The following is a 19,120-nucleotide window of genomic DNA, read 5'->3' as shown; positions in this document are numbered from 1 at the left end:
GCGGTGTGCCCAGGACCCGATCCCATCTCGAACTCGGCCGTCAAACGCACCAGCGCCCATGGTACTGTGTCTCAAGACACGGGAGAGTCGGTCGCCGCCAGGCCTGCCCAGCACAAGTTCACGTCACGCACCGCATTCCCTCGACACGACCGGTCACCGGACGACGCCACGCACACCGTGCCGCCACCGCGACCGACACTCAGACATCACCGATACCGCCACCGCGACCGACACTCAGACATCACCGATACCGCCGCGGGGTGGAGCAGCCCGGTAGCTCGTCAGGCTCATAACCTGAAGGTCGCTGGTTCAAATCCAGCCCCCGCAACCAACTCACCGACCAGACCCAACACAAAGCCCCGTGCTCAATGCACGGGGCTTTTTGCTGTTCGGGTCATCGGATAGGGCGATCCGCCTTCGGCCGTCCTGTCATCGGCGGCGCGACCACTCTGGACAGTGCGGAGCCCTGGATTGCTTCGGCTTCGCCTCGCAATGACGGGGTGCCCTATTCGGAGCGGGGGAGGGGGAAAGGTGAGGACGCGCGGCTCGATCTGTCCGGCTCTGCTTGACGATGACGCTGCGGAGCGAAACCGGCGCCAATCAGCCAGCAAAAAATCTCAGACGATCAAACCGCGGCGTAGCCCCTCGGCGACGGCTTGGGTGCGGGTGACGCAGCCGAGCTTGACCCGGGCGGAACGCAGGTGGAAGTCGGCGCCGTGTTGCGAGATGCCCATCAACTCGCCGATCTCCCAATCGGTCTTGCCCTCGGCCGCCCATTGCAGGCTCTCGCGCTCGCGCGGCGTCAGGCCGATGCGGTGTTTCGTGGGGCCGCCGTCGATGAGCAGCGTCTGGCCGACGACGTAGGAGGCGAGCAGCGTCAGCACCCCGCGCTGGGCTGGGCTGATCTCCAGGCGCGGACCGGCGAAGGTGAGGCCGCCGCGTTCCTCCTCCAGGGTGGCGAGCGGCACGGTGAAGCCGTCGCCGAGGCCGAACTCGCGCGCCTCGCCCATGAGTCGGCGTGCGCGCGGATCGAGCGTGTCGCCGCCGCCGACCTCGCCCCAGGCGAAGCCGGTCGTGCTGCGCAAGGTCGCCTGCACGATCGGGTCCTGGTACATATAGCCCTTCGAGAAGTAGAGCTTTCGCCATTCCTCGGAGGTGTTCTCCAGGATGACGAAGTTCTTCTGCGCTCGGGCCGACAGACGGTTCTGCGGGATCATCGCCGAGATGATGTATTCGATGCCGAAACCGCTCAGGCGCGGCATCAGGGCCCGCAGGATATCCTCACGGGAATGCGCTCGGTCGAGCGACTTGAGGATGTCCAACGTCAGATCGAGCGATTTTCTGGACATGGCCTCGGGCAATCGAGCAAAAACAATGCCGTTTCATCAGGATATGTCGCGGCCGACCGGGTGGGAAGATCGGAAAGGATTTTCTTTGAAGTTGCCTCGCGCGAGCAAGGCGTGAGGAGCGGCGGCGGACAATCCCGCATGCCCCGGACGAGGCGGCCCCGCAAGGTGGGACGGTTGCGGAGACGCGCTCGACGATCGCATCTCTACATTCTCAATCGTGTTCGACCGGCAACCTGGCGTAGAGGCAGCGTTTTCGCGGCAGCGCGCGAAGCGCTTCAGCCCTTCCAGTTCTTCAGCGCCCCGAACGGGCTTGCCGACGGATCGGGGGCCGGCGGGTTGAGCAGCGGCTCGACCTGGGCGAGGGCGTCGGCGAGCGAATGGGCGCTGCCCTGCGGGAGCTTGCCGCCCGCCGCGTCGCGGTGCCCGCCGCCGCGGAAGGCGCGGGCGCCGTCGAGCGCGGTGCCGTCGATGGAGCGGAACGAGAGCGTGCCGGTCCGCTGGACGTTGACGACGCGCTTGGCCCGGCCCGTCTCCATCACGAGGTCGGAGACCCGCTGGAACGTGCCGGAATCGAGCCCGAACGAGAGCAGCGTGCCGTCCGAGAGCGGGTGGAACATCGTGTCGGAGCGGGCGAGCATGCGGGCGAGCCGCATCCGGGTCGTCAAAGCCGGGTCGTCGCCCGGCTCGTCGGCCAGCAGGGCATCGACGATGGCCGCGCGCAGGCCGCCCGCGCGCCGCTCCAGTTCGGCCGCGGTCGCGCCCTCGGCGAGGCAGCGCGCGGCGGCGAGCAGCAGGTCGGACATAAAGCGGTCGTGCCGGGGATGGCTCGGAGGCACCAGCGGCGAGACGCTGTCCCAGAAGATTTCGTCGAGGGCGAGCCCGCCGGTGAAGGCCGGGCTCGCCTTCTGCCAGAGATCGAGCGCCTCGATCGCCTCGATCAGGATGGCGAGCTCGGCCGGTCCCTCCGCGCCCTCGGGGGCGTAGAGGGCGCGCTGGTCGAAGGTCATCCGCGTGGCGCAATGGGCCTCGTCGATGAGGACGAACACGGCCGGGTCGCCGAAATCGGTGCGGATCAGGCCCAGACGCTCCGGATCGGGGGCGGGCTCCAGCCCCTGGCGGCGGAGCTGGTCGAGGGAGGAGGCGTGGTGATCGAGCACCACGAGGCGGTGGCGCGTGCCCTCGTCGCGGTTGCGGTTCATCGCGGTAAAGCGCCGGAAGAAGGCGATGGCCGGCTCCTCCAGCCCGAGATCGGTCATCAGCAGCGTCTCGGGGGCCGACGCCTTGCGCAGGCGCTTCAGCTCGTCCTCGACCACCGGGCCGACATCGCTATAGCGGGCGACGTGCACCACGCGCTGCACGGGCGCGAGGCTCGCCGCGACGGTGGAGGCGCCGTAGCCGTCGAGGTCGTTGTGGGTGATCTGGACGAGGGTCATGCGGCGTCTCTTAAGCGCGCCGGCGCGCGAAGGCCACGGCGGATCGCAACGACGATCGCGCGAAGCCGCATCCGCGACGGCGGGCGCCGACGACGGAAGCCGACGAACACAGGCACGTGGCTTGCCATTACGGCCAAGGCGGGCAAGACGGGTCCGCAACCTTAACACCGGGTTCGGGCGTTGAGGGGTGATCTGCGGCCAATTCGACTTGCGAACCGGCGAGGGCATGACGCATCCGACCGACCTCACCCGCCATGCACGCTCCGATCTGCGGACGGGCCTGAGCCGCCGCGGGCTGATCGGCGCCGCCGCGACCGGCGCCGCATTGGCTCTCTTGCCCGGAGGCGCGATGGCGCAGGAGGCGGCCCCGGCGCTGCCCGCGGCGGGTTCGCCGTTCTCCGACGCGACCGTGCCGGACCTCGCCCGCGCCTACGGCAACCGCTCGTTTGCCGCGCTCGCCACCGACGACGTGCCGGAGAGCCTGAAATCGCTGTCGCGGGAGCAGTACGAGGCGATCCGCATCCGCCCCAACGAGCTGATCTGGGGCGGCGAGCCGCACGGCTTCGCCCTAGAGCCGCTGCTGCGCGGCTTCTACTACACCGACCGGGTGGCGCTGTTCCTCGTGGAGGACGGCGTGGTGCGCCCCGTCGGCTACGATCCGGCCGGCTACGACAGCGGCGGCGCCTCCCTGCCCGAGGCCGGCAAGGCGCCGGGATTCTCGGGGCTGCGCATCCGCGCCAAGGTCGGCGAGGCGCATCAGGATTTCGCGATCCTGCAAGGCGCCTGCTTCTTCCGCCTCGCGGGCCGCGACCAGATCTTCGGCGTCAACGGCCGCGCCCTGATGCTGCGCCCGGCCGATTCCCGCGGCGAGGAGTTTCCCCGCTGGCGCGCCCTGTTCGTCGAGCGCCCCAAGGCGCCGGGGGCGCCGCTGGTGATCCACGCGCTGATCGATTCCGAGTCGCTCGCCGCCGCCTTCCGCCTGGAGATGACGCCGGGCGACACCGCGAACGTCGCGGTCACCGCCACGCTGGTGACGCGCAAGCAGGTGGAGCATCTGGGCTTGGGCGGCATGCAGGCGCCGTTCCTGTTCGGCCCGCACGACCGGCGCGGGTCCGACGATGCCCGCGCGGCCGCTTACGCGGCGGGCGGCCTGCAGATCCGCAACGGCGGCGGCGAGGCGATCTGGCGCCCGGTGCGCAACCCCGAGACGCTGCAGATCTCGAGCTTCGTCGATACCGGGCCGAAAGGGTTCGGGCTGATCCAGCGCGACCGGGGCTTCGAGACGTTCGAGGACGACGCGCATTCCTGGGAGCGCGCGCCCGCGCTCTGGGTCGAGCCCGGCGAGGCGAGCGGCGTCGAGGGCCTGTGGGGGGAGGGCGCCGTCACCCTCATCGAGATCCCGAGCGATGCCGAGATCAACGAGAACGTCATCGCCTATTGGCGCCCGAAGGCGGCGGTGCCGGCAGGCACGGAGGTGCGCCTCGGCTACCGCCAGGCCTGGGGCCGCGCGCCGGAGGTCGGCCCGATCGCCCGCGTCGGCGAGACCCGCAGCGGGCGCGGCGGCAGCGACACGCGCCGGCTGTTCCTCGTGGATTTCACCGGCGACGTCCTGTTCACCCCGGACGGCAAGGCGGTGCCGCTGGAGACCGTGCTGATCGCCGGCCCCGGCAAGATCGTCGAGGGGGCGACCCGCTGGTACGTGCGCCCTGAGCGGCGCACCGTCCGGGTCGCGTTCGAGCTCGATCCCGCGGGCGCCAAGGGGTGCGAGCTGCGCCTCGTGCTCAAGACGGGCGGGCGTCAGGTCACGGAGACGTGGCTGTATCGCTGGACGCCGTGAGCGGCCTTTTGTGCGGTGCGCCCTAGTTTGACGGACGAGGCGCCCGCGGCGCGCGGGAGCCTCGTGAGGCACGGCCCGGCCGCCGGTCCGACCGGAGAGACGATGTCACAGACTGCCCAGATCGCCCGGGATGTCGCGCCGGCGCCTGCCCCCGAGCCCGCCCCGGCGATGCCCCCGCGGGCGCCGCTCGCCATGCCGGTGCAGGACCTGCGCAACGCACCCAGGCCCGCCCGGCGCGGCGGGGGCGGGCCGCTGCCCGCCCGGCTGTTCGTGTTCGGCGGCGCCCTGCTGCTGACGGCCTACGGCGCGTGGCAGATGTACGAGGTGATCTCGGTCTCCGGCGGGGCGACGTGGCTGCAGTACGTGCTGCTGGTGCTGTTCGTCCTGAACTTCTCGTGGATCGCGCTCGCCTTCACCGGCGCCCTCGTCGGCTTCGTCACCCTGCTGCGTTCGGGTGCCGCCGGGCCGATGCCGACGCGGCTGACCAGCCGCACCGCCGTTGTCATGCCGGTCTACAACGAGGGCAGCGCGCGGGTCTTTGCCGGGCTCCAGGCCATGCACGAATCGGTGGCCGCGACGGGCCACGGCGCGCATTACGACTGGTTCGTGCTGTCCGACTCGACGCAGGCCGACGCCTGGGTCGCCGAGGAGCGCGCGTTCCGGCAACTGCGCGAAGAACTCAGGCCGGATGCGAGGCTCTACTACCGCCACCGCGAAAAGAACCATCACCGCAAGGCCGGCAACATCGCCGGCTTCGTCACGGGTTGGGGCGCATCCTACGACCACATGCTGGTGCTCGACGCCGACAGCCTGCTGACGGGCGAGTGCATCGTGCGCCTCACCGCGGCGATGGAGGCGGACCCGAACGCCGGCATCGTCCAGAGCCTGCCGCTCATCATCAACCGCAACACCCTGTTCGCCCGGCTCCAGCAATTCGCCGCGCGCATCTACGGGCCGGTCATCGCCACCGGGCTCTCGGTCTGGTCGGGGCGCGACGGCAATTACTGGGGCCACAACGCGATCATCCGCATGCAGGCCTTCGCCGAGGCCGCGGGCCTGCCCGACCTCAAGGGCAGCCCGCCCTTCGGCGGCCACATCCTCAGCCACGATTTCGTCGAGGCGGCGCTGATCCGGCGCGCCGGCTGGGGCGTCACCATGCTGCCGCGGCTCGCCGGCTCCTACGAGGAGAGCCCGCCCTCGCTGATCGACCTCTCGGTGCGCGACCGGCGCTGGGCTCAAGGCAACCTCCAGCACGCCCGCGTCATCGGCGCGGCGGGGCTGGCCCCGGCCTCGCGCCAGCACTTCGCCACCGGCATCGCCGGCTACGTCGCCTCGCCGCTGTGGCTGGCCCAGCTCGTGATCGGCTTGATCATCGTGCTCCAGACCGCCTGGGTCCGCCCGGAATACTTCGCCGCCGAGTTCGGCCTTTATCCCGTGTGGCCGCGGTTCGATCCGGTGCGCGCGCTCCAGCTCTTCGCGCTGACCATGGGCATCCTGCTCGCCCCGAAGTTTCTGGGGCTGATCCTGGCGCTGATGGATAACCGTGTCCGGCAGGCGAGCGGCGGCGCCGGGCGCCTGACGCTCTCCTTCCTCATCGAGATCCTGCTCTCGGCGCTGATCGCGCCGATCGCGATGGTGGTGCAGTCCGGCGCGGTGTTCCAGATCCTGGCCGGGCGCGACACCGGCTGGAACCCGCAGCGCCGCGACGACGGCTCGATCCCGCTCGCGGCCATCGTCCGCCGCCACCGCTGGCACACGCTGCTCGGCCTCATCACGGGCGTCGGCGCCTTCGCCATCGCGACCTCGCTGTTCCTGTGGATGTCGCCGACGATCCTCGGCCTCGTCCTGGCGATCCCGCTCTCCTGGGCGAGCGGCCAGCTCGCGCTCGGCCTCGCGCTCAAGCGGCGCGGCCTGCTCCTGACGCCGGAAGAGGAGACGCCGCCGCCGATCGCGCTGCGCGCCGGCGAACTCGCCGCCCGCAACGCCGCCCGTGGCTTCGACGATTCGGATGCGCTCGCCGCGCTCCACGCCGACCCGGATCTCGCCCGCGACCACGCCGCGATGCTGCCCGAGGGCCGCTCCCGCCCCCGCGGCCAGATCGACCCCGACCACACGCTCGCCCGCGCCAAGATCGTCGAGGCCGAGACCCTTCCGGAGGCGCAAGGCTGGCTCTCCCCCAAGGAGCGCTTCGCCCTGCTCCACGACCGCGCCCTGCTCGACCAGCTCACCCGCCTGCGCCCGGCCTAGATTTCGGTTTTCTGCGATAAACCGGCTTTTACCGTGTCAGATCGATGTTCTAGTCTGTTCCCATAGGGGACGGAGCCGACGTCGATGGCGATACGGGCTGGGATTTTGGGATTGGTGTCGGCGCTCGGTCTTCCGGGAGCCGCCATGGCCCAGGCATCGCCGCCGCCACAGATCCTCGACTGCACCGAGTTCTCGAAGAAGACCGACGAGGCCGCGCTCGTGAAGCGGTTCGGACGCGAGAACGTCGTGACCGCCCAACTCGACGGCGCCGAGGGGGAAACCGTGCCGGGCACCGTCGTCTATCCGAAGGACCCGAGCCGGCGCCTCGAAGTCACGTGGTGGGACACGGCGCGGCGCCGGGGCCTCTCGGGCATCACGTTGCGCGGCCGATCCGAGTGGATGGTTCGCACCCCCGGCCAAGCGCGCGAGGCGGTGGGTCTGCGGACCCGTCTGGCCGAACTGGAGGAGGCCAACGAGAAGCCGTTCCGGATCAGCGGATTCGGCTGGGATTACGGCGGCTACGCCACGAGCTGGAAGGGCGGCAGGCTCGATCACATGGCCGGCGGGTGCAGTCTCTCCATTCGCTTCGATCCGGATGCGAAGGCCCCGGAGAAGGCGCTCGCCAAGGTGTCGGGCGACCGGGAGTTCGGCTCGTCCGAGCCTGCCCTGCGGGCGGTCAAGCCGGTCCCCTCATCCGTCACGGTCGGCTGGCCGGAATGAGGCCGATCACATCCATAGGGATGCAGCGAGGAGCGATGCGAATGTCGAGGAGAATAGGAGGTTTGGCGTTGCTGCTGGCGCTCGGCGCATCGAGCGCAGCGATGGCTCAGCCGACGCTTCGGGTCATCGACACACCGCCCAACGACGTCCTCAACGTGAGGAAGTATCCGACTACGGACGCTCGCATCATCGGTATGATCCCACCGGACGGTCGCGGCATCATCCCGACCGGCGAGCGGAACGGCAATTGGGTGTTCGTCCGCTACGGCAAGGTCGAAGGCTGGGTGTCTCGGCGTTTTGTCTATCCGGAAACGCCGCCAGTCCGAAGAGGCCGAAGCCTTGATATCGACGAAGCGAACTGAGGCATAATTCGAGACACGAAGGCAATTTTTACTGGAGTCATGCAACATGAGGATCATTTCTATATTGGTTGCGCAGTCAATTTTACTATTCCCCCTCACGGCACAGGCGCAGTGGAATAGCCCTGCACGCAAGTCATTAAAATCTATCGTTTACAAGAAAATTGGTAAAGCCAGCGACATCGAAGTGATCCCATTCTTTGGAGATCACAATGGAGACGGGGTCGAGGACGCACTCATTTTCTCCTACTACTCCGATAAGGACGGCGGCAATTCGACATCTCTCGACGTATTTCTGTTCGATGGCAAGCCGGGTGGCTTCACGTTCAAGCGCCGCGTCGCCGACATCTACGGTTCCTCACCGCGCGCTGCCGTCTTCTCGAATGGAAGCATCAAAGTGACCTTGACGACGCTCGGCCCCGACGATCCGCGGTGCTGTCCAACCTCCCAAAAGACCTACACGATCCCGACGCGTTGAGCCGGAACCGTCCTGTGGCTTTGAGGAGAGATCGCCTCGACCGGCGCGCCTACGCGGCAAAGCCGGCCCCACGCGTGTCACCCGCGCCGGCCACGTGCTGCCGGGGATGCGGGAGCCCGCAACCGCGAAGGTTGACGCTGCCTTCCGAGAGGCCATAGACAGGAACGCTGGCCGGGGCGGCAGCGAACGCGGTCTCCGGCACCAGCAGCCGGAGCCGATTCCTCCAAGCTCGGCAGAGGCTTGGAAGGGTGGCCGAGTGGTTTAAGGCAGCGGTCTTGAAAACCGCCGTGGGGGCAACTCCACCGTGGGTTCGAATCCCACCCCTTCCGCCAGGCACCGGCGGGCCGGACCGGCCCCGGTTCTCTACGCGCGCCCGGCGCTCAGAAGTAGCGCCGCAGATCGAAGCTCTCGATCGACGTGCCTTGCTTGTCCTTCACGTCGATCGTCAGCGCCGTGCAGCGGTGGCTGCCTTCGCCGATCGAGGCGAGGATCACGGAGACGCCCGGCTGAATGCGTAAGGTGCGGGTCTGCTCGGTGGTATTCCCGTTCGGCAGGAGCCCGGTGAGGACGACCGTCAGCACGGTTCCGCCGGCGGAGGTGACGACGGCGCCGAGACTGTATCGCCCGAGATCGCTCGCCGCGATCTCCACCCGGACCTCGGGGCCGGGGGCGGAGGCCCGATACAGCACCTCCTTGAAGAAGCCGCGGAAGGCGTCCTCGATCACGGTCGCCGCGCCCGCAACGACCTCCGCGCCGTCGATCCCCGGCTTGAGGTTGAGGACGGCCTGATCCCGGGACAGGTCGACCCTGTTGACGATCTCGTCGCGCTTCCGCTCGATCAGCGCGCTCCGGTAGCCGAGGATGGCCTGATGCGCCCGGGTGAACCACGCCCGCGCATAGGACAGGCGCGACAGATTGGAGAGCGGCGCGAAGGTCGCGGGCGAGGCCTCGTAGGCGTCGAGCCGCGCCATCGTGCCGGTGATCGCGTCCCGATACCGGGTCATGGAAGTGTTGGGAACCTTGAAGTCCTTCGCGTGGAACAGTTCGAGGGTCTTCTTCTTCTCGTCGTCCTGGCCCTTGCGGATCTTGATGATCCACTCTTCCATCGATTTCGTGTAGTAGTGATTGATGGAGATCTTCTTGCCCGAGGCGGCCTCCACGCGGTAGCCCTCGTTGACGATCTGGCGGTTCTCGTTCACGGTCCGGCGGTCGGTGGTGAAGCACTGGTGGACGTCGGCATAGGCCACCCGGGAGGGCTGGACGATGCACTTCACGACCTTGTCGGTCTCGGCCTCGGCGTGCAGGTAGCTCTGCGTCACCAAGCCGTCGGGACGCAGGATGTGCCCGGAGCTGCCGTAGAACAGGAACGGCACCAGCAGCTGGCTGTAATCGGCAAAATCCTCCAGGAATTTATTGATTTTGACGTCATCGACGACGTTGATGAACTCGTCGATGTCGATCAGAGCCATCCACTTCGACGTATGACCGAATATCTTGATCGCGTAGTTGTAGGCGAAGATCTGCCCCGGCTTCATCGGCCAGTCGATCAGCGTGACGAGGCCGAGCGTGATGTATTTCCGCAGGAGCCGGCGGGTGTTGTCGGTCGAGTCGTTGTCGAAGATAAAGAAATGCTCCACGCCGATGGCGACGTGGTAGGCGATCCATTCCTCCAGATAAGTTTCCTCGTCCTTGACGATCGCGACGACAGAGACGTCGAAAACCTTTTCCATCTGGACACCTTGATGCCGCATGGCCCCGCGGCACGTGTTTGCGAAGAGCGTTGACGGCAATCGACGGGATGTCGGCGCCGGCTCGACTTGCTTCCCGGCCGAGCCTCCCCCGCGGGACGCTCCACCGGCCCCAAGGCTGTCGAGAGGATGCATTTACCCTTCGACGCAAGCCCTTAGCAAGGCTGCGGCACCGGCCCCGCGGGCGCCGTATCCCGAGAACCGCGGGGTGCCTGCCGCAGGCCGGATGACGGCACGCCCGGACATCCGAGCCCATGTGCTCGGGAAAAATGCAATCAAAAAGTGAAATTTTCTCGGGAGTTGATCGTGCTTGTCGAGGGGCTGTAGGGTCGCCCGGAGCTTCGATCCGAGACGGTTACTCATGGGCAGACGACGGCGCAATGAAATCGGCATGAGGGAGGCATATCTTTGCGCTGGCCCCCATACGACAGGCATTCGATCGGCACATTTTCAATCGTCGCAGCCGGGTCGGCCTGACGGATTGGTTTGGAAAGTCCTATGACAACGGTCGTCATTCGTGCGCATTACGGTTCGGACGAAACCCTGCGCATGGCCCAGTGGCTGTCGGACGGCGGCTACCGGGTCGTGTTCGCCGCCGACTTCGCCGCCGGCCGGTTCGATACGGGGCCGCACGACGTCGTCGAGATCAGCGTCGCGAAGGCCGAGAAGCTCGGCCTGTTCACCAACCTCCGGCGACCGCTGTGGCAGTGCGGCGACTACGTCCTGTACCTCGCCGCCGAGGAAGGGATCACCGACGACATCCTGCTGACCGAGGGCGACGTGCGCTTCTCGACCGACCGGGCGCCGGATCACTTCTTCGCAAGCCTCCCCGACGCGGGCGATTGCTTCCTCGTCGACTTCGTCCAGGCGAACGCGCACTGGCCCTGGCACACGGCCTGTCACGGGTTCGGCATGACGGTGTTCCGCTGCCGCTTCCCCCTGGTCTTCGCCAAGCTCCCGGTCATCCAGGCGGCCTACCGGCTGCGTCGGGAGCAATCGGCCGCCATGCCGGACGCGATGCTGATCGACAACACGCTGTGGCCGAACGACGAGGCGTTCTTCGCCTCCGCCGCCGTCGCGTCCGGCTTCACGGTGCGCGACTTCAACAGCATCAAGCGGATGTACGACAGCTACACGTTCAAGTTCGATCCCCCGTTCCTCGAAGAGGCTTTCGTCGAAACCAAGGACAAGGACGACAAGATCTACCATCCGGTGCTCAGCTTCGAGCATTACATGGCCAAGCTGGTCCGCAATCCGGCCTTCCGGCAGGACCGGACCAAGGTCCAGGCCGAGATCGACCGCCTTCTCGCGCGCGGGTTCCCGCGGGAGAAGATCGAGCGGGTCCTGCGCCTGCCGCCCCCGTAGGTCCGTCCCATCGGAGACCGCCGACCCTTGAGGAATTCATCGATGTACAGTCCCCACATCCGAACGGCCGTCTGCGCGATCGCGAAGAACGAGTCGATGTACATCGAGGAATGGGTCGCCTACTATCAACTGCTCGGGTTCGACGAGATCCTGATCTACAGCAACGACAGCACCGACGGCAGCCAGGCGATGCTCGACGCGATGCAGGCGCAGGGCCTGATCGTGCATCGGGACTGGCCGAGCGTTCCGGGCGCCTCGCCGCAGCTCACCGCCTATCGCGACGCGCTGACCCGGACCTCGGCGGAATGGATCCTGTTCGTCGACATCGACGAGTTCCTGAACCTGAAATCCGATGCCGTCGTGAGCGACTTCCTCAACCGCTTCGCGCCCGATGTCGGCGCCATCGCGATCAACTGGAAGGTGTTCGGAACCTCGGGCAACGCCTATTTCGAGGACGAACTCATCACGACGCGGTTCGACCGCGCGGCGGCGCGGGACTATCACATCAACCGCCATTGCAAGACCTTCTCGAAGGTCGTCTGCACCGGCGACGTCCACATCCACCGCGCCTTCCTCAAGAGCGGCGCCTACGTCGATACGCTCGGCCGCCCGGTCGAGATCGAGCGCAACGGCTTCACCCGGTCGGTCGTCCACGCCGTCGCGCAGATCAACCACTACGTCCTGAAGTCGAACCAGGAGTTCCAGCAGAAGCGCGAGCGCGGCAACGCCAACCGGCCGCCGGAGAGCAACGACAAGTATGCCGGGCGCGTCGGCACCTACTTCGCCGACCACGACCGCAACGAGACGGTCGATCGCGACCTGACCGTGTTCCGGGGCGCCATCCGCGACCGGATCGACCGCAACCGCCGCGCCACGCGCCGCCTGCCGATCGAGGCGACGACGTACGAGTCGTTCGAGGGCCCGGAGCCGGCCTTCGTCCACCGCTACCCGGTCGATGTCGCGGGGGCGTCCCGCCGCCTGCGGATCGACACCCTCCGCCTGGACGAGGACGGGGTGGCCCGCCATGTCGGCGGCGCGGCGGCCGCGTTCAACCACGTCGCCATATCGGAGGGCGACCTCGCCCGCTGGGTCGAGAGGCGGGCGGCGGGGCGAAGCGGCGAATCGGCGCTCGCGCCCTTCCCGGTCGCGCGGCCGGCGATCCTGTTCCTGTCCTACGGCTACCTCAACTTCTATCGCCTGCTGATCGGCATGATCCCGCGCGCCGTCCTGGCCAGGGAGAGCCATCCGGACGCCGTCGTCGTCGTGCGGCAGGACATGCTGCGCCATCTCGAAGCCAAGTGGGGCGCGCTGTTCTTCGACATGCTGCGCTATTTCGGCCTGGAACGCAGCCTGATGGTCGTGCCGGGCGAGGAGCAGGTTCTGGCGCAGGCGATCTTCTGCGAGTCGAAGGCGAGCTGCATCGCGGACGCCCTCCATCCGATGCGCCGCCGCGCGCTCGAACGGGCCCCCTCCGGCGAGCCGGTCAGGCACGTGTTCATCAGCCGGTCGCTCGCCACCGCCCGGCGCATCGTCAACGAGGACGAGGTGACGGCGCTGCTGACGGAGGCCGGCTTCGTCACCGTGGCGATGGAGCGGCTCCCGTTCGAGGAACAGGTGGCGCTGTTCCGGCAGGCCGACGTGATCGTGGCCCCGCACGGATCGGCCCTGGCCCACACGGTCTTCGCCCAGCGCGGCGCCGTCGTCGTCGAGCTGATGCCGCAGAACGCGCGCTACCGCACGAAGATGTACGGCGAACTCGCCGCACTCTCCGGGGCGCTGCATCACGTCGTCGGCTGCGCGGAGGCCGGGGACGAGGGCCCATCGCCGCCCAACCGCGACATGCGCGTGGATGTCGGCGTCCTGAAGGCGCTGCTGCAGACGCTGCGGATCGTCGAGGCGTCGGCGGAGGAGCCGGCCCAGGAGATACCGGCCCAGGAGATACCGGCCCAGGAGACACCGGCCCAGGAGACACCGGCCCAAGAGATGCCGGCCCAGGAGATGCCTCCGGCGGAGACGCCGACCGCGAGCCCCATGCCGTCACAGCCGCCGCCGGCACCTGCCGCCGCCGGCGAGGCAGCCTCGGCTTGATACGCTGCCGACAGCCTCGCCGTCGGAAGCGGGCTTAGAGCGAAGTGATTGTTTTCGGACGCAGGCGCCGCCGCCGCATCCCTCCCCCCTCTGCGGGGGAGGGTGGGCCTCGCGTAAGCGAGGGTCGGGAGAGGGGAACCCCGTTTCCGGAGATGACGGGACAACGGCGGCGAGGCGGAAGCGTCGCGCTGCCCCTCTCCCGTCCGCTCCGCGGACACCCTCCCCCGCAGAGGGGGGAGGGACTTGCGTCGCGTTTCACGATCGCCGCTCTGGAGCATCGGCCCGAAAGGCGGGTGCCGGCTTGTCAGGAAAAGCCGATGTGGCACAGAAACTTAGACAATCGTCCTGGATTTCATATCCAGGACGATTGTCTAAGCCGCCCGCACCGGCTTGAACCGCGCCCGCACCGCGTCCTCGCCTCGTAAGATCTCGTCGAAGCGGGCGGCGCGGCGGGCGAAGCTGTGGTCGGCGATCACCGCCTCGGCCGCCCGCCGCAGGGCGGCGGCATCGGGGGGCGTGGACAGGGTGTCGGCAAGCAGGCCCGGCAGTTCCTCCTCGCTCGCGAACGTGCGCACGATGCCGCTCGTCAGCGTGTCGAGGCCCTCGATCGCGTCCGAGACGACGGGCACGCCGCAGGCCACCGCGTCGAACAGCCGGTTCGAGACGAAGCCCCAGCGGCGCATGTCGTCCCAGTGGTCGTTCAGGACGATGCCGGCGCCGCGGTAGAGGTCGCCCACCATCTCGTTGCGCACCGTGCCGTCCATGAGGTTGGCGTCGGGCACCACGCCCTTCCAGTCGAGGCCGTAGATGCGCAGCGGCAGGCCGGAGGCCACCGCCCCGGCCACCACCGGGCGGCGCACCCGCCGGGAATTGCCGACGAAGACGAGCTCCTGCCCCGGCGTTGGGCCTTCCTCGGGACGGAAGATCTGCGGGTCGGTGCATTGCGGCAGGAACTCGACCGGCTTCTTCACGATGCGGTCGAAGTGGCGGACGAACACCTCGCTCGCGGCGAAGACGTGGTCGTACTCGCCGAGTTCCTCGGCGCTGATCATGTCCGGGTGGCTGATGATCCACAGGAGGTTGATCTGCCCCTTGCGCGGGCGGTAGCGCGACAGGCCGCGGATCACCAGCACGGCGTCGTCGCCGTGGGTGTGGGCGTCGTTCCACATGTCGAGACAGTCGATCCGGACGGTGTGGCCGAGCGCCTCCAGCTCCCGCCGCAGCGAGCGGGCGAAGTACCAGTCGCCCCAGCCCTCGACCCGCTCCAGCGAGGGCGCGGCGATCTTGATGGCGATGCGCAGGCCCGCTTCCGCCCGCCGGGCGATGTAGGCGAACATCTCCTGGGCGCGCACCGCGTAGGTGTGGTGGCGCAGCACCTCGGCGCGGGCCCGCTCGGCCAGAGCGCGATGGCGCTCCGGGTCGGCCAGCACCTCGCGGATCGTGGCTTCGAGGGAGGCCGCGTCGCGGTAGGTCGGGAGCAGGCCGGGGAAGGCCTCGGCCACGCCCACCGCGTTGTTCGTCACGACGAGCGTGCCCGTGGCCAGGGCATCGAACACGCGGCTGTTGAGCGAGCCCCAGGCGACGGTGGCGAAGTTGCTGTCGTCGATGACGAGGTCGCTGCTGCGGTAGACCTGGGGCAGGCGGTGATAGGGCTGGAAGCCGCCGTCCATCGGCCGCGTGCCCTCGTCCCGGTCCCAGCCGTTGCCGAACAGCCGCAGGTCGAGGTCGCGCACCCGCGGCAGCAGCGTGTTGATGTCGCGCGGGCTGTTCCAGTTGTTGCCGGTGAAGCTCACGCTGCAGCGGAAGGCGGCGGTCGCCGGGCCCGGCGAGAACCGGGCCGGGTTGGTCGCGATCCGCAGGAGGCCGACATCGCGGCCGAGTTCGGTGCGCAGGTATTCGCAGGCGCGCTCGGACGAGGCGAACCAGTGGCCGAACAGCTCGCGCCAGGGCTGGGCCGCCCAGCGGTGGAACCAGTTGCGCGCCCAGGCGATCAGCAGGCACGTCGTCGAGCGGTTGGCGACCTTCCGCACGTCGAAGTCGTCGGTCATGACGATCAGGGCGTCGAGGCCCAGCGCATCGACCGCCTGCGTCTTGGCGTAGAAGAAGCACTGGATCGGCCCGCGCTCGGAGAAGGCCAGCGCGAGTTCGAGGGCGGTCATGTAGTCGCCCGCGACCGCGTTCTCGCCGACCTCGGAGACGACGAAGCCGATCGCCATCCGCCGCCCGGTCCAGTAGCCGTGCTCGTCCGGCCCGGCCTGCGCCATCACCCGCCGCAGGGCGTAGGTCCAGCGGTCGCGGAAGACCGGCTCGTTCTGGCGGCGGCGGGCGATCTGCCGCTGCGTCATCAGCCGGCGCGAGGCGCCGCGTACATGCACCGCCGAGAGGTCGTTCAGGGTGAGCACCGACAGGTCGGCAGCCCGCACCTTGAGGCAGAGGTCGGTGTCCTCCCAGCCGTAGTAATACTCCTCGCCGAAGCCGCCGAGGGTGGCGAACAGGTCGCGCCGCATGGCGACGCAGGCCGCCGTCGTCGCCGGCGTGGCGATCCGGTCGGTGTCGCTGCCGGGCACGTCGGTGAGGTAGCGCGACTCGATCGGCTGGATCACGCCGCCGCCGAGCGGCTCGAAATGCACGCCGACATGCTGCTGCGCCTGGTGCGTCACGGTCCGGTCGGCCACGACCGGGTCCATCAGGCGGATGCCGACGAGGCCGACCCCCGGCTCCAGGGCGCGCGCCATCGCCTCCGCGAGCGGCTCCGTCAGCACGATGTCGTTGTTGATGAAGAGCAGCACGGCCTCGTCGCACAAGGTCGCGCCGTGATTGTTCGATTCCGAGAAGGAGGCGTCGCGCGGCCGCTTGACGAAGGTCACCGGCAGGCCGGCGGCGTGGCGCGCCACGACTGCCTCGCTGTCGTCCTCCGAGCCGTGGTCGATGACGAGGATGCGGCGGAAGCCGTTCGCGTCGTGGCGCGCCACGCTCTCCAGCATCGCGTCGAGGAGCGCCGCGCCGTCCTGGTTCAGGATGATGGCGGCGACGCTCGCCGCGGGCGCCCCCGCGGCGGGCGGGGGGACGAGCAGGCGCGGCCCGCGCGGGCGGGTTTCGAGGCGCGTGCCGTAGGGCGGCAGGCGGCAGGTGCGGTCGCGCATGCCGGACGTGTCGGCGACGGAGCGCGGCGCGGCCACCACGGCGACGTCGCGGCCCGCCAGGAAGTTGCTCGGAACCTCGATCTGGAAGCCGCAATGGGGCGAGCCGCCCAGCCGCGCGACCACGTCGGGCCGGTTGCGGTCGGCGGGCGCGGCGGCGACGGGCACCCCGTCCACCGCGAGGTCGATGGTGACCGGGGCGCCGCCCGCGCCCGAACCGCGGGCCCAGCCGGTGACGAAGCGCCGCCCGGCGGGATCGATGCGCAGCCCATCGACCGAGCCGGCGACCTCGCCGTCGGCATCGATCTCGGCGGGCGGCAGGAGCGCGGTCTTCGTCGGCATCTCGTCCGCGGCCAGGAGGCGGCAGGGGGTGGAGAAGCCCAGCGTCGGCAGGACGATGGCGAGACCGAGTTCGGCGGTGCGCCGGGAGGCGCGGACCTCCATGGCGGCGCGGCTGGCGTTGGGGGCGAGGGGGTCCGCCTCCAGCACGGCGCGGTACAGGCCGAGGCCGCCGGCCTGCAGTTCGACCGTCGTGCCGGGGGGAACCGCGTCGGCCGCGAAGCGCATCTCGGCGCGCAGCACGCCCGCGAGATAGGTGGCCTCCGCCGAGAGCACCGCGCCGTCGAGCCCCGGCACCACTTCGAGATGGAGCGGCGCGCCGTCCGGGGTCACGCCCAGAAGCTCGATCTCCGCCCCGGGGCGGGCGGCCACGACTTCGAGGTAGCGCAGGTCCGGGCCGAGCACGCGCAGCTCGGAGAAGCAGCGGGCCGCGCCCTCCTCGGTGCGGGCCACGACCTCGCTCTTGCCGTCCGCACCCTTGCCGTCCGCGCCTTTGCCGTCCCCCGCCGGCCCGACGATCAGGAAGCGGCGGGCGCCGTTCGACCCGCCGCCGAGGGCCAGGACGGAGAGATCGGGCTGGGCCGCCGCGCCCGCCTCGGCCCAGCGCAGGGACGGGCCCGTCGGCAGGCCGGGGATGTCGGGGGACAGGGGGGTGAGCCGCAGCACGGCCAGCTCCACCTGCCCGCCGCCGGGCAGTTCCAGGGCGAACTCGGCCTTGCCCTCGCCCGCCGGCCAGTACGCCGAGAGGCGGCACCAGCCCTCGGCGTCGGCCGCGGGCAGGGCGATCCGGTCCGCCCCCAGGCTCGCCTCGACCACCACCTCCGCCGCGGCGCGGAAGATCAGGTCGAGCAGCAGCGGCGCCCTGGCCTCGCTCGGTTCGAGGGCGAGGCAACCGCCCTGGACGGCCGCCGCGAGGTCGAGCCGCAGCCCGGCGCGCGGCTGCCCGGCCAGGACTGTCTCGGCCGGCCGCAGGACGCCGCGGACCCCGCGGGCGGAGGATTCGAGGGCGAGCCTGCGGCCGAGCGGTTCGCGGGCGGCGGCGGGCGCCTCCGCCGCGCCGTCGCGCGCCGTATCCCGCGCGTCGGGCGGGAGGTCGCGCCGCTCCACGGCGAGGTGTCCGACGAGCCGCGCGATCTCGACCTGGGTCGCACGGGCGCGGCGGCTCAGCGGCAATTGCAGGGAGGTGCCGGCGATCCGCACCGACAGGATCTCGTGCAGCTCGACCGCCTCGGCGGCGAGCTGCTGCAGGGCCGCGCTCGCGCGCTGCGCCTCGATTCGGGGCACGGCCTCGAGATCGAACAGGATGCCGGCCCGCGTCGGCAGGCCGACGATCTGAGCGATGTCGGCCCGCTCCTGCTCCGTCGCGAACCGGGCCACCGGGACGCCCGCGATCCACAATTCGAGGGCGACCGGCTTCATCGGGTCGGCGGCGGTGAGCGCCCAGCCCTTCACCACGAAGCCGTCGAAGGAATCGATCATCCCGCGCGTGGCCGGCGGGGCGTCGAGATGGGTCAGGCTGGCATTGGGGTGGTGGCTGACCGGCCTGGACGCGGACCGCGCCTCCGGGGTCTCGGCGGGCAGCGGCGCGTCACCGGAATGAGCGGCACCAGACATCGTGATGGCTTCCTGCATCCTTGGGCGCAATTCGCGCCTGCCCTACCGCCCGGGCGCGTCGAATGCAGCGTGTAAATCGTCACGATCCGGTGTCTATCGCATATGTCGCCGCCACGCTTCGCGATTCACCGGAAGTGCACGCGGGCCACGCCCGCGTCGGGGATTCTTTCGAGAACGGCAAGTCCGCCGGCCGGGTTCGAGCATGTTCGGTCGAGTCCGGCCGCGTTCGACCCGGACATCAATCCCGGCTCACGATGGGCGCGGCCCATCCGGCGAATGCGGTGACCCCGCGGTCCAGGCCGCCGATGCGCCGAGCGGCGAGGACGCAGCCCGGGGCGGCCACGACCGTGCCTTCATCGGGGACGCGTCGGCGTCGTTTCCATTTCGCGCTGTTCAAGTTTCG

Annotated in this window: 11 protein-coding genes, 2 tRNA genes and 1 rRNA gene; 10 read left to right on the top strand and 4 right to left on the bottom strand. The window is 69.4% G+C overall.

Annotated features, from left to right (window positions below):
- Both rrf and AAHG03_RS11405 read left to right on the top strand, forming a co-directional pair.
- A 5S ribosomal RNA gene (gene rrf / locus AAHG03_RS11410) occupies positions 1–103 on the top strand; the annotation flags it as partial.
- A gap of 151 nt (positions 104–254) precedes the next feature.
- Positions 255–331 (top strand) — tRNA-Met (locus AAHG03_RS11405).
- Positions 332–617: 286 nt separating this feature from the next.
- Here AAHG03_RS11405 and AAHG03_RS11400 read toward each other — a convergent pair.
- Complete coding sequence (locus tag AAHG03_RS11400) at positions 618–1,349, bottom strand: helix-turn-helix transcriptional regulator (protein WP_342150778.1); 732 nt, start codon at positions 1,347–1,349, stop codon at positions 618–620.
- A 275-nt stretch (positions 1,350–1,624) separates the two neighbouring features.
- The gene (locus AAHG03_RS11395; protein WP_342150777.1) at positions 1,625–2,782 is read right to left on the bottom strand and encodes a dimethylmenaquinone methyltransferase; all 1,158 of its coding nucleotides are present in this window, start codon (positions 2,780–2,782) and stop codon (positions 1,625–1,627) included.
- 226 nt (positions 2,783–3,008) lie between these two features.
- Between AAHG03_RS11395 and AAHG03_RS11390 the strand changes: the two genes are divergently transcribed.
- The 6 genes from AAHG03_RS11390 (at position 3,009) to AAHG03_RS11365 (ending at position 8,755) form a co-directional block, all read left to right on the top strand.
- Positions 3,009–4,619 carry a glucan biosynthesis protein gene (locus AAHG03_RS11390; protein WP_342150775.1) on the top strand — a complete coding sequence of 537 codons (1,611 nt, stop codon included), beginning with the start codon at positions 3,009–3,011 and terminating at the stop codon, positions 4,617–4,619.
- Positions 4,620–4,721: 102 nt separating this feature from the next.
- Positions 4,722–6,866 (top strand): glucans biosynthesis glucosyltransferase MdoH, encoded by a 2,145-nt coding sequence (gene mdoH / locus AAHG03_RS11385; protein ID WP_342150774.1) that lies wholly within the window; start codon positions 4,722–4,724, stop codon positions 6,864–6,866.
- Between the two features lie 144 nt (positions 6,867–7,010).
- On the top strand, positions 7,011–7,586 hold the full coding sequence (locus AAHG03_RS11380) for a hypothetical protein (RefSeq protein ID WP_342150773.1): 576 nt from the start codon (positions 7,011–7,013) through the stop codon (positions 7,584–7,586).
- Positions 7,587–7,654: 68 nt separating this feature from the next.
- Positions 7,655–7,948, top strand: a complete 294-nt coding sequence (locus tag AAHG03_RS11375; RefSeq protein WP_342150772.1) for an SH3 domain-containing protein — start codon at positions 7,655–7,657, stop codon at positions 7,946–7,948.
- Between the two features lie 46 nt (positions 7,949–7,994).
- On the top strand, positions 7,995–8,423 hold the full coding sequence (locus AAHG03_RS11370; RefSeq protein ID WP_342150771.1) for a hypothetical protein: 429 nt from the start codon (positions 7,995–7,997) through the stop codon (positions 8,421–8,423).
- A 242-nt stretch (positions 8,424–8,665) separates the two neighbouring features.
- Positions 8,666–8,755, top strand: a tRNA-Ser gene (locus tag AAHG03_RS11365).
- A 48-nt stretch (positions 8,756–8,803) separates the two neighbouring features.
- Here the strand turns inward: AAHG03_RS11365 and AAHG03_RS11360 are convergent.
- Positions 8,804–10,153, bottom strand: coding sequence for a glycosyltransferase family 92 protein (locus tag AAHG03_RS11360; RefSeq protein WP_342150770.1), 1,350 nt, complete (start codon positions 10,151–10,153; stop codon positions 8,804–8,806).
- A gap of 516 nt (positions 10,154–10,669) precedes the next feature.
- On the opposite strand from AAHG03_RS11360, the gene AAHG03_RS11355 reads away from it, so the two are divergent.
- Both AAHG03_RS11355 and AAHG03_RS11350 read left to right on the top strand, forming a co-directional pair.
- Complete coding sequence (locus AAHG03_RS11355) at positions 10,670–11,536, top strand: hypothetical protein (RefSeq protein WP_342150769.1); 867 nt, start codon at positions 10,670–10,672, stop codon at positions 11,534–11,536.
- A 42-nt stretch (positions 11,537–11,578) separates the two neighbouring features.
- Positions 11,579–13,624 (top strand): glycosyltransferase 61 family protein, encoded by a 2,046-nt coding sequence (locus AAHG03_RS11350; RefSeq protein ID WP_342150768.1) that lies wholly within the window; start codon positions 11,579–11,581, stop codon positions 13,622–13,624.
- 371 nt (positions 13,625–13,995) lie between these two features.
- On the opposite strand, the gene AAHG03_RS11345 is transcribed toward AAHG03_RS11350, so the two are convergent.
- Positions 13,996–18,717: a glycosyltransferase family protein gene (locus AAHG03_RS11345; RefSeq protein WP_342150767.1), complete on the bottom strand. Its 4,722-nt coding sequence runs from the start codon at positions 18,715–18,717 to the stop codon at positions 13,996–13,998.
- Positions 18,718–19,120 lie beyond the last annotated feature (403 nt).

The sequence above is a fragment of the Methylorubrum subtropicum genome, assembly GCF_038442325.1.
In the GTDB taxonomy this organism is placed as follows: domain Bacteria; phylum Pseudomonadota; class Alphaproteobacteria; order Rhizobiales; family Beijerinckiaceae; genus Methylobacterium; species Methylobacterium subtropicum.
The sequence above is the reverse complement of the archived record's forward strand: the minus strand, read 5'-3'. Positions and strand labels throughout refer to the sequence as shown.

What these genes read in the sequence shown, in the direction of transcription:
- AAHG03_RS11400 (WP_342150778.1), bottom strand. Translation starts at nt 1,349, where the DNA reads ATGTCCAGAAAATCGCTCGATCTGACGTTGGACATCCTCAAGTCGCTC.
- AAHG03_RS11395 (WP_342150777.1), bottom strand. Translation starts at nt 2,782, where the DNA reads ATGACCCTCGTCCAGATCACCCACAACGACCTCGACGGCTACGGCGCC.
- AAHG03_RS11390 (WP_342150775.1), top strand. Translation starts at nt 3,009, where the DNA reads ATGACGCATCCGACCGACCTCACCCGCCATGCACGCTCCGATCTGCGG.
- mdoH (WP_342150774.1), top strand. Translation starts at nt 4,722, where the DNA reads ATGTCACAGACTGCCCAGATCGCCCGGGATGTCGCGCCGGCGCCTGCC.
- AAHG03_RS11380 (WP_342150773.1), top strand. Translation starts at nt 7,011, where the DNA reads ATGGCCCAGGCATCGCCGCCGCCACAGATCCTCGACTGCACCGAGTTC.
- AAHG03_RS11370 (WP_342150771.1), top strand. Translation starts at nt 7,995, where the DNA reads ATGAGGATCATTTCTATATTGGTTGCGCAGTCAATTTTACTATTCCCC.
- AAHG03_RS11360 (WP_342150770.1), bottom strand. Translation starts at nt 10,153, where the DNA reads ATGGAAAAGGTTTTCGACGTCTCTGTCGTCGCGATCGTCAAGGACGAG.
- AAHG03_RS11355 (WP_342150769.1), top strand. Translation starts at nt 10,670, where the DNA reads ATGACAACGGTCGTCATTCGTGCGCATTACGGTTCGGACGAAACCCTG.
- AAHG03_RS11350 (WP_342150768.1), top strand. Translation starts at nt 11,579, where the DNA reads ATGTACAGTCCCCACATCCGAACGGCCGTCTGCGCGATCGCGAAGAAC.
- AAHG03_RS11345 (WP_342150767.1), bottom strand. Translation starts at nt 18,717, where the DNA reads ATGTCTGGTGCCGCTCATTCCGGTGACGCGCCGCTGCCCGCCGAGACC.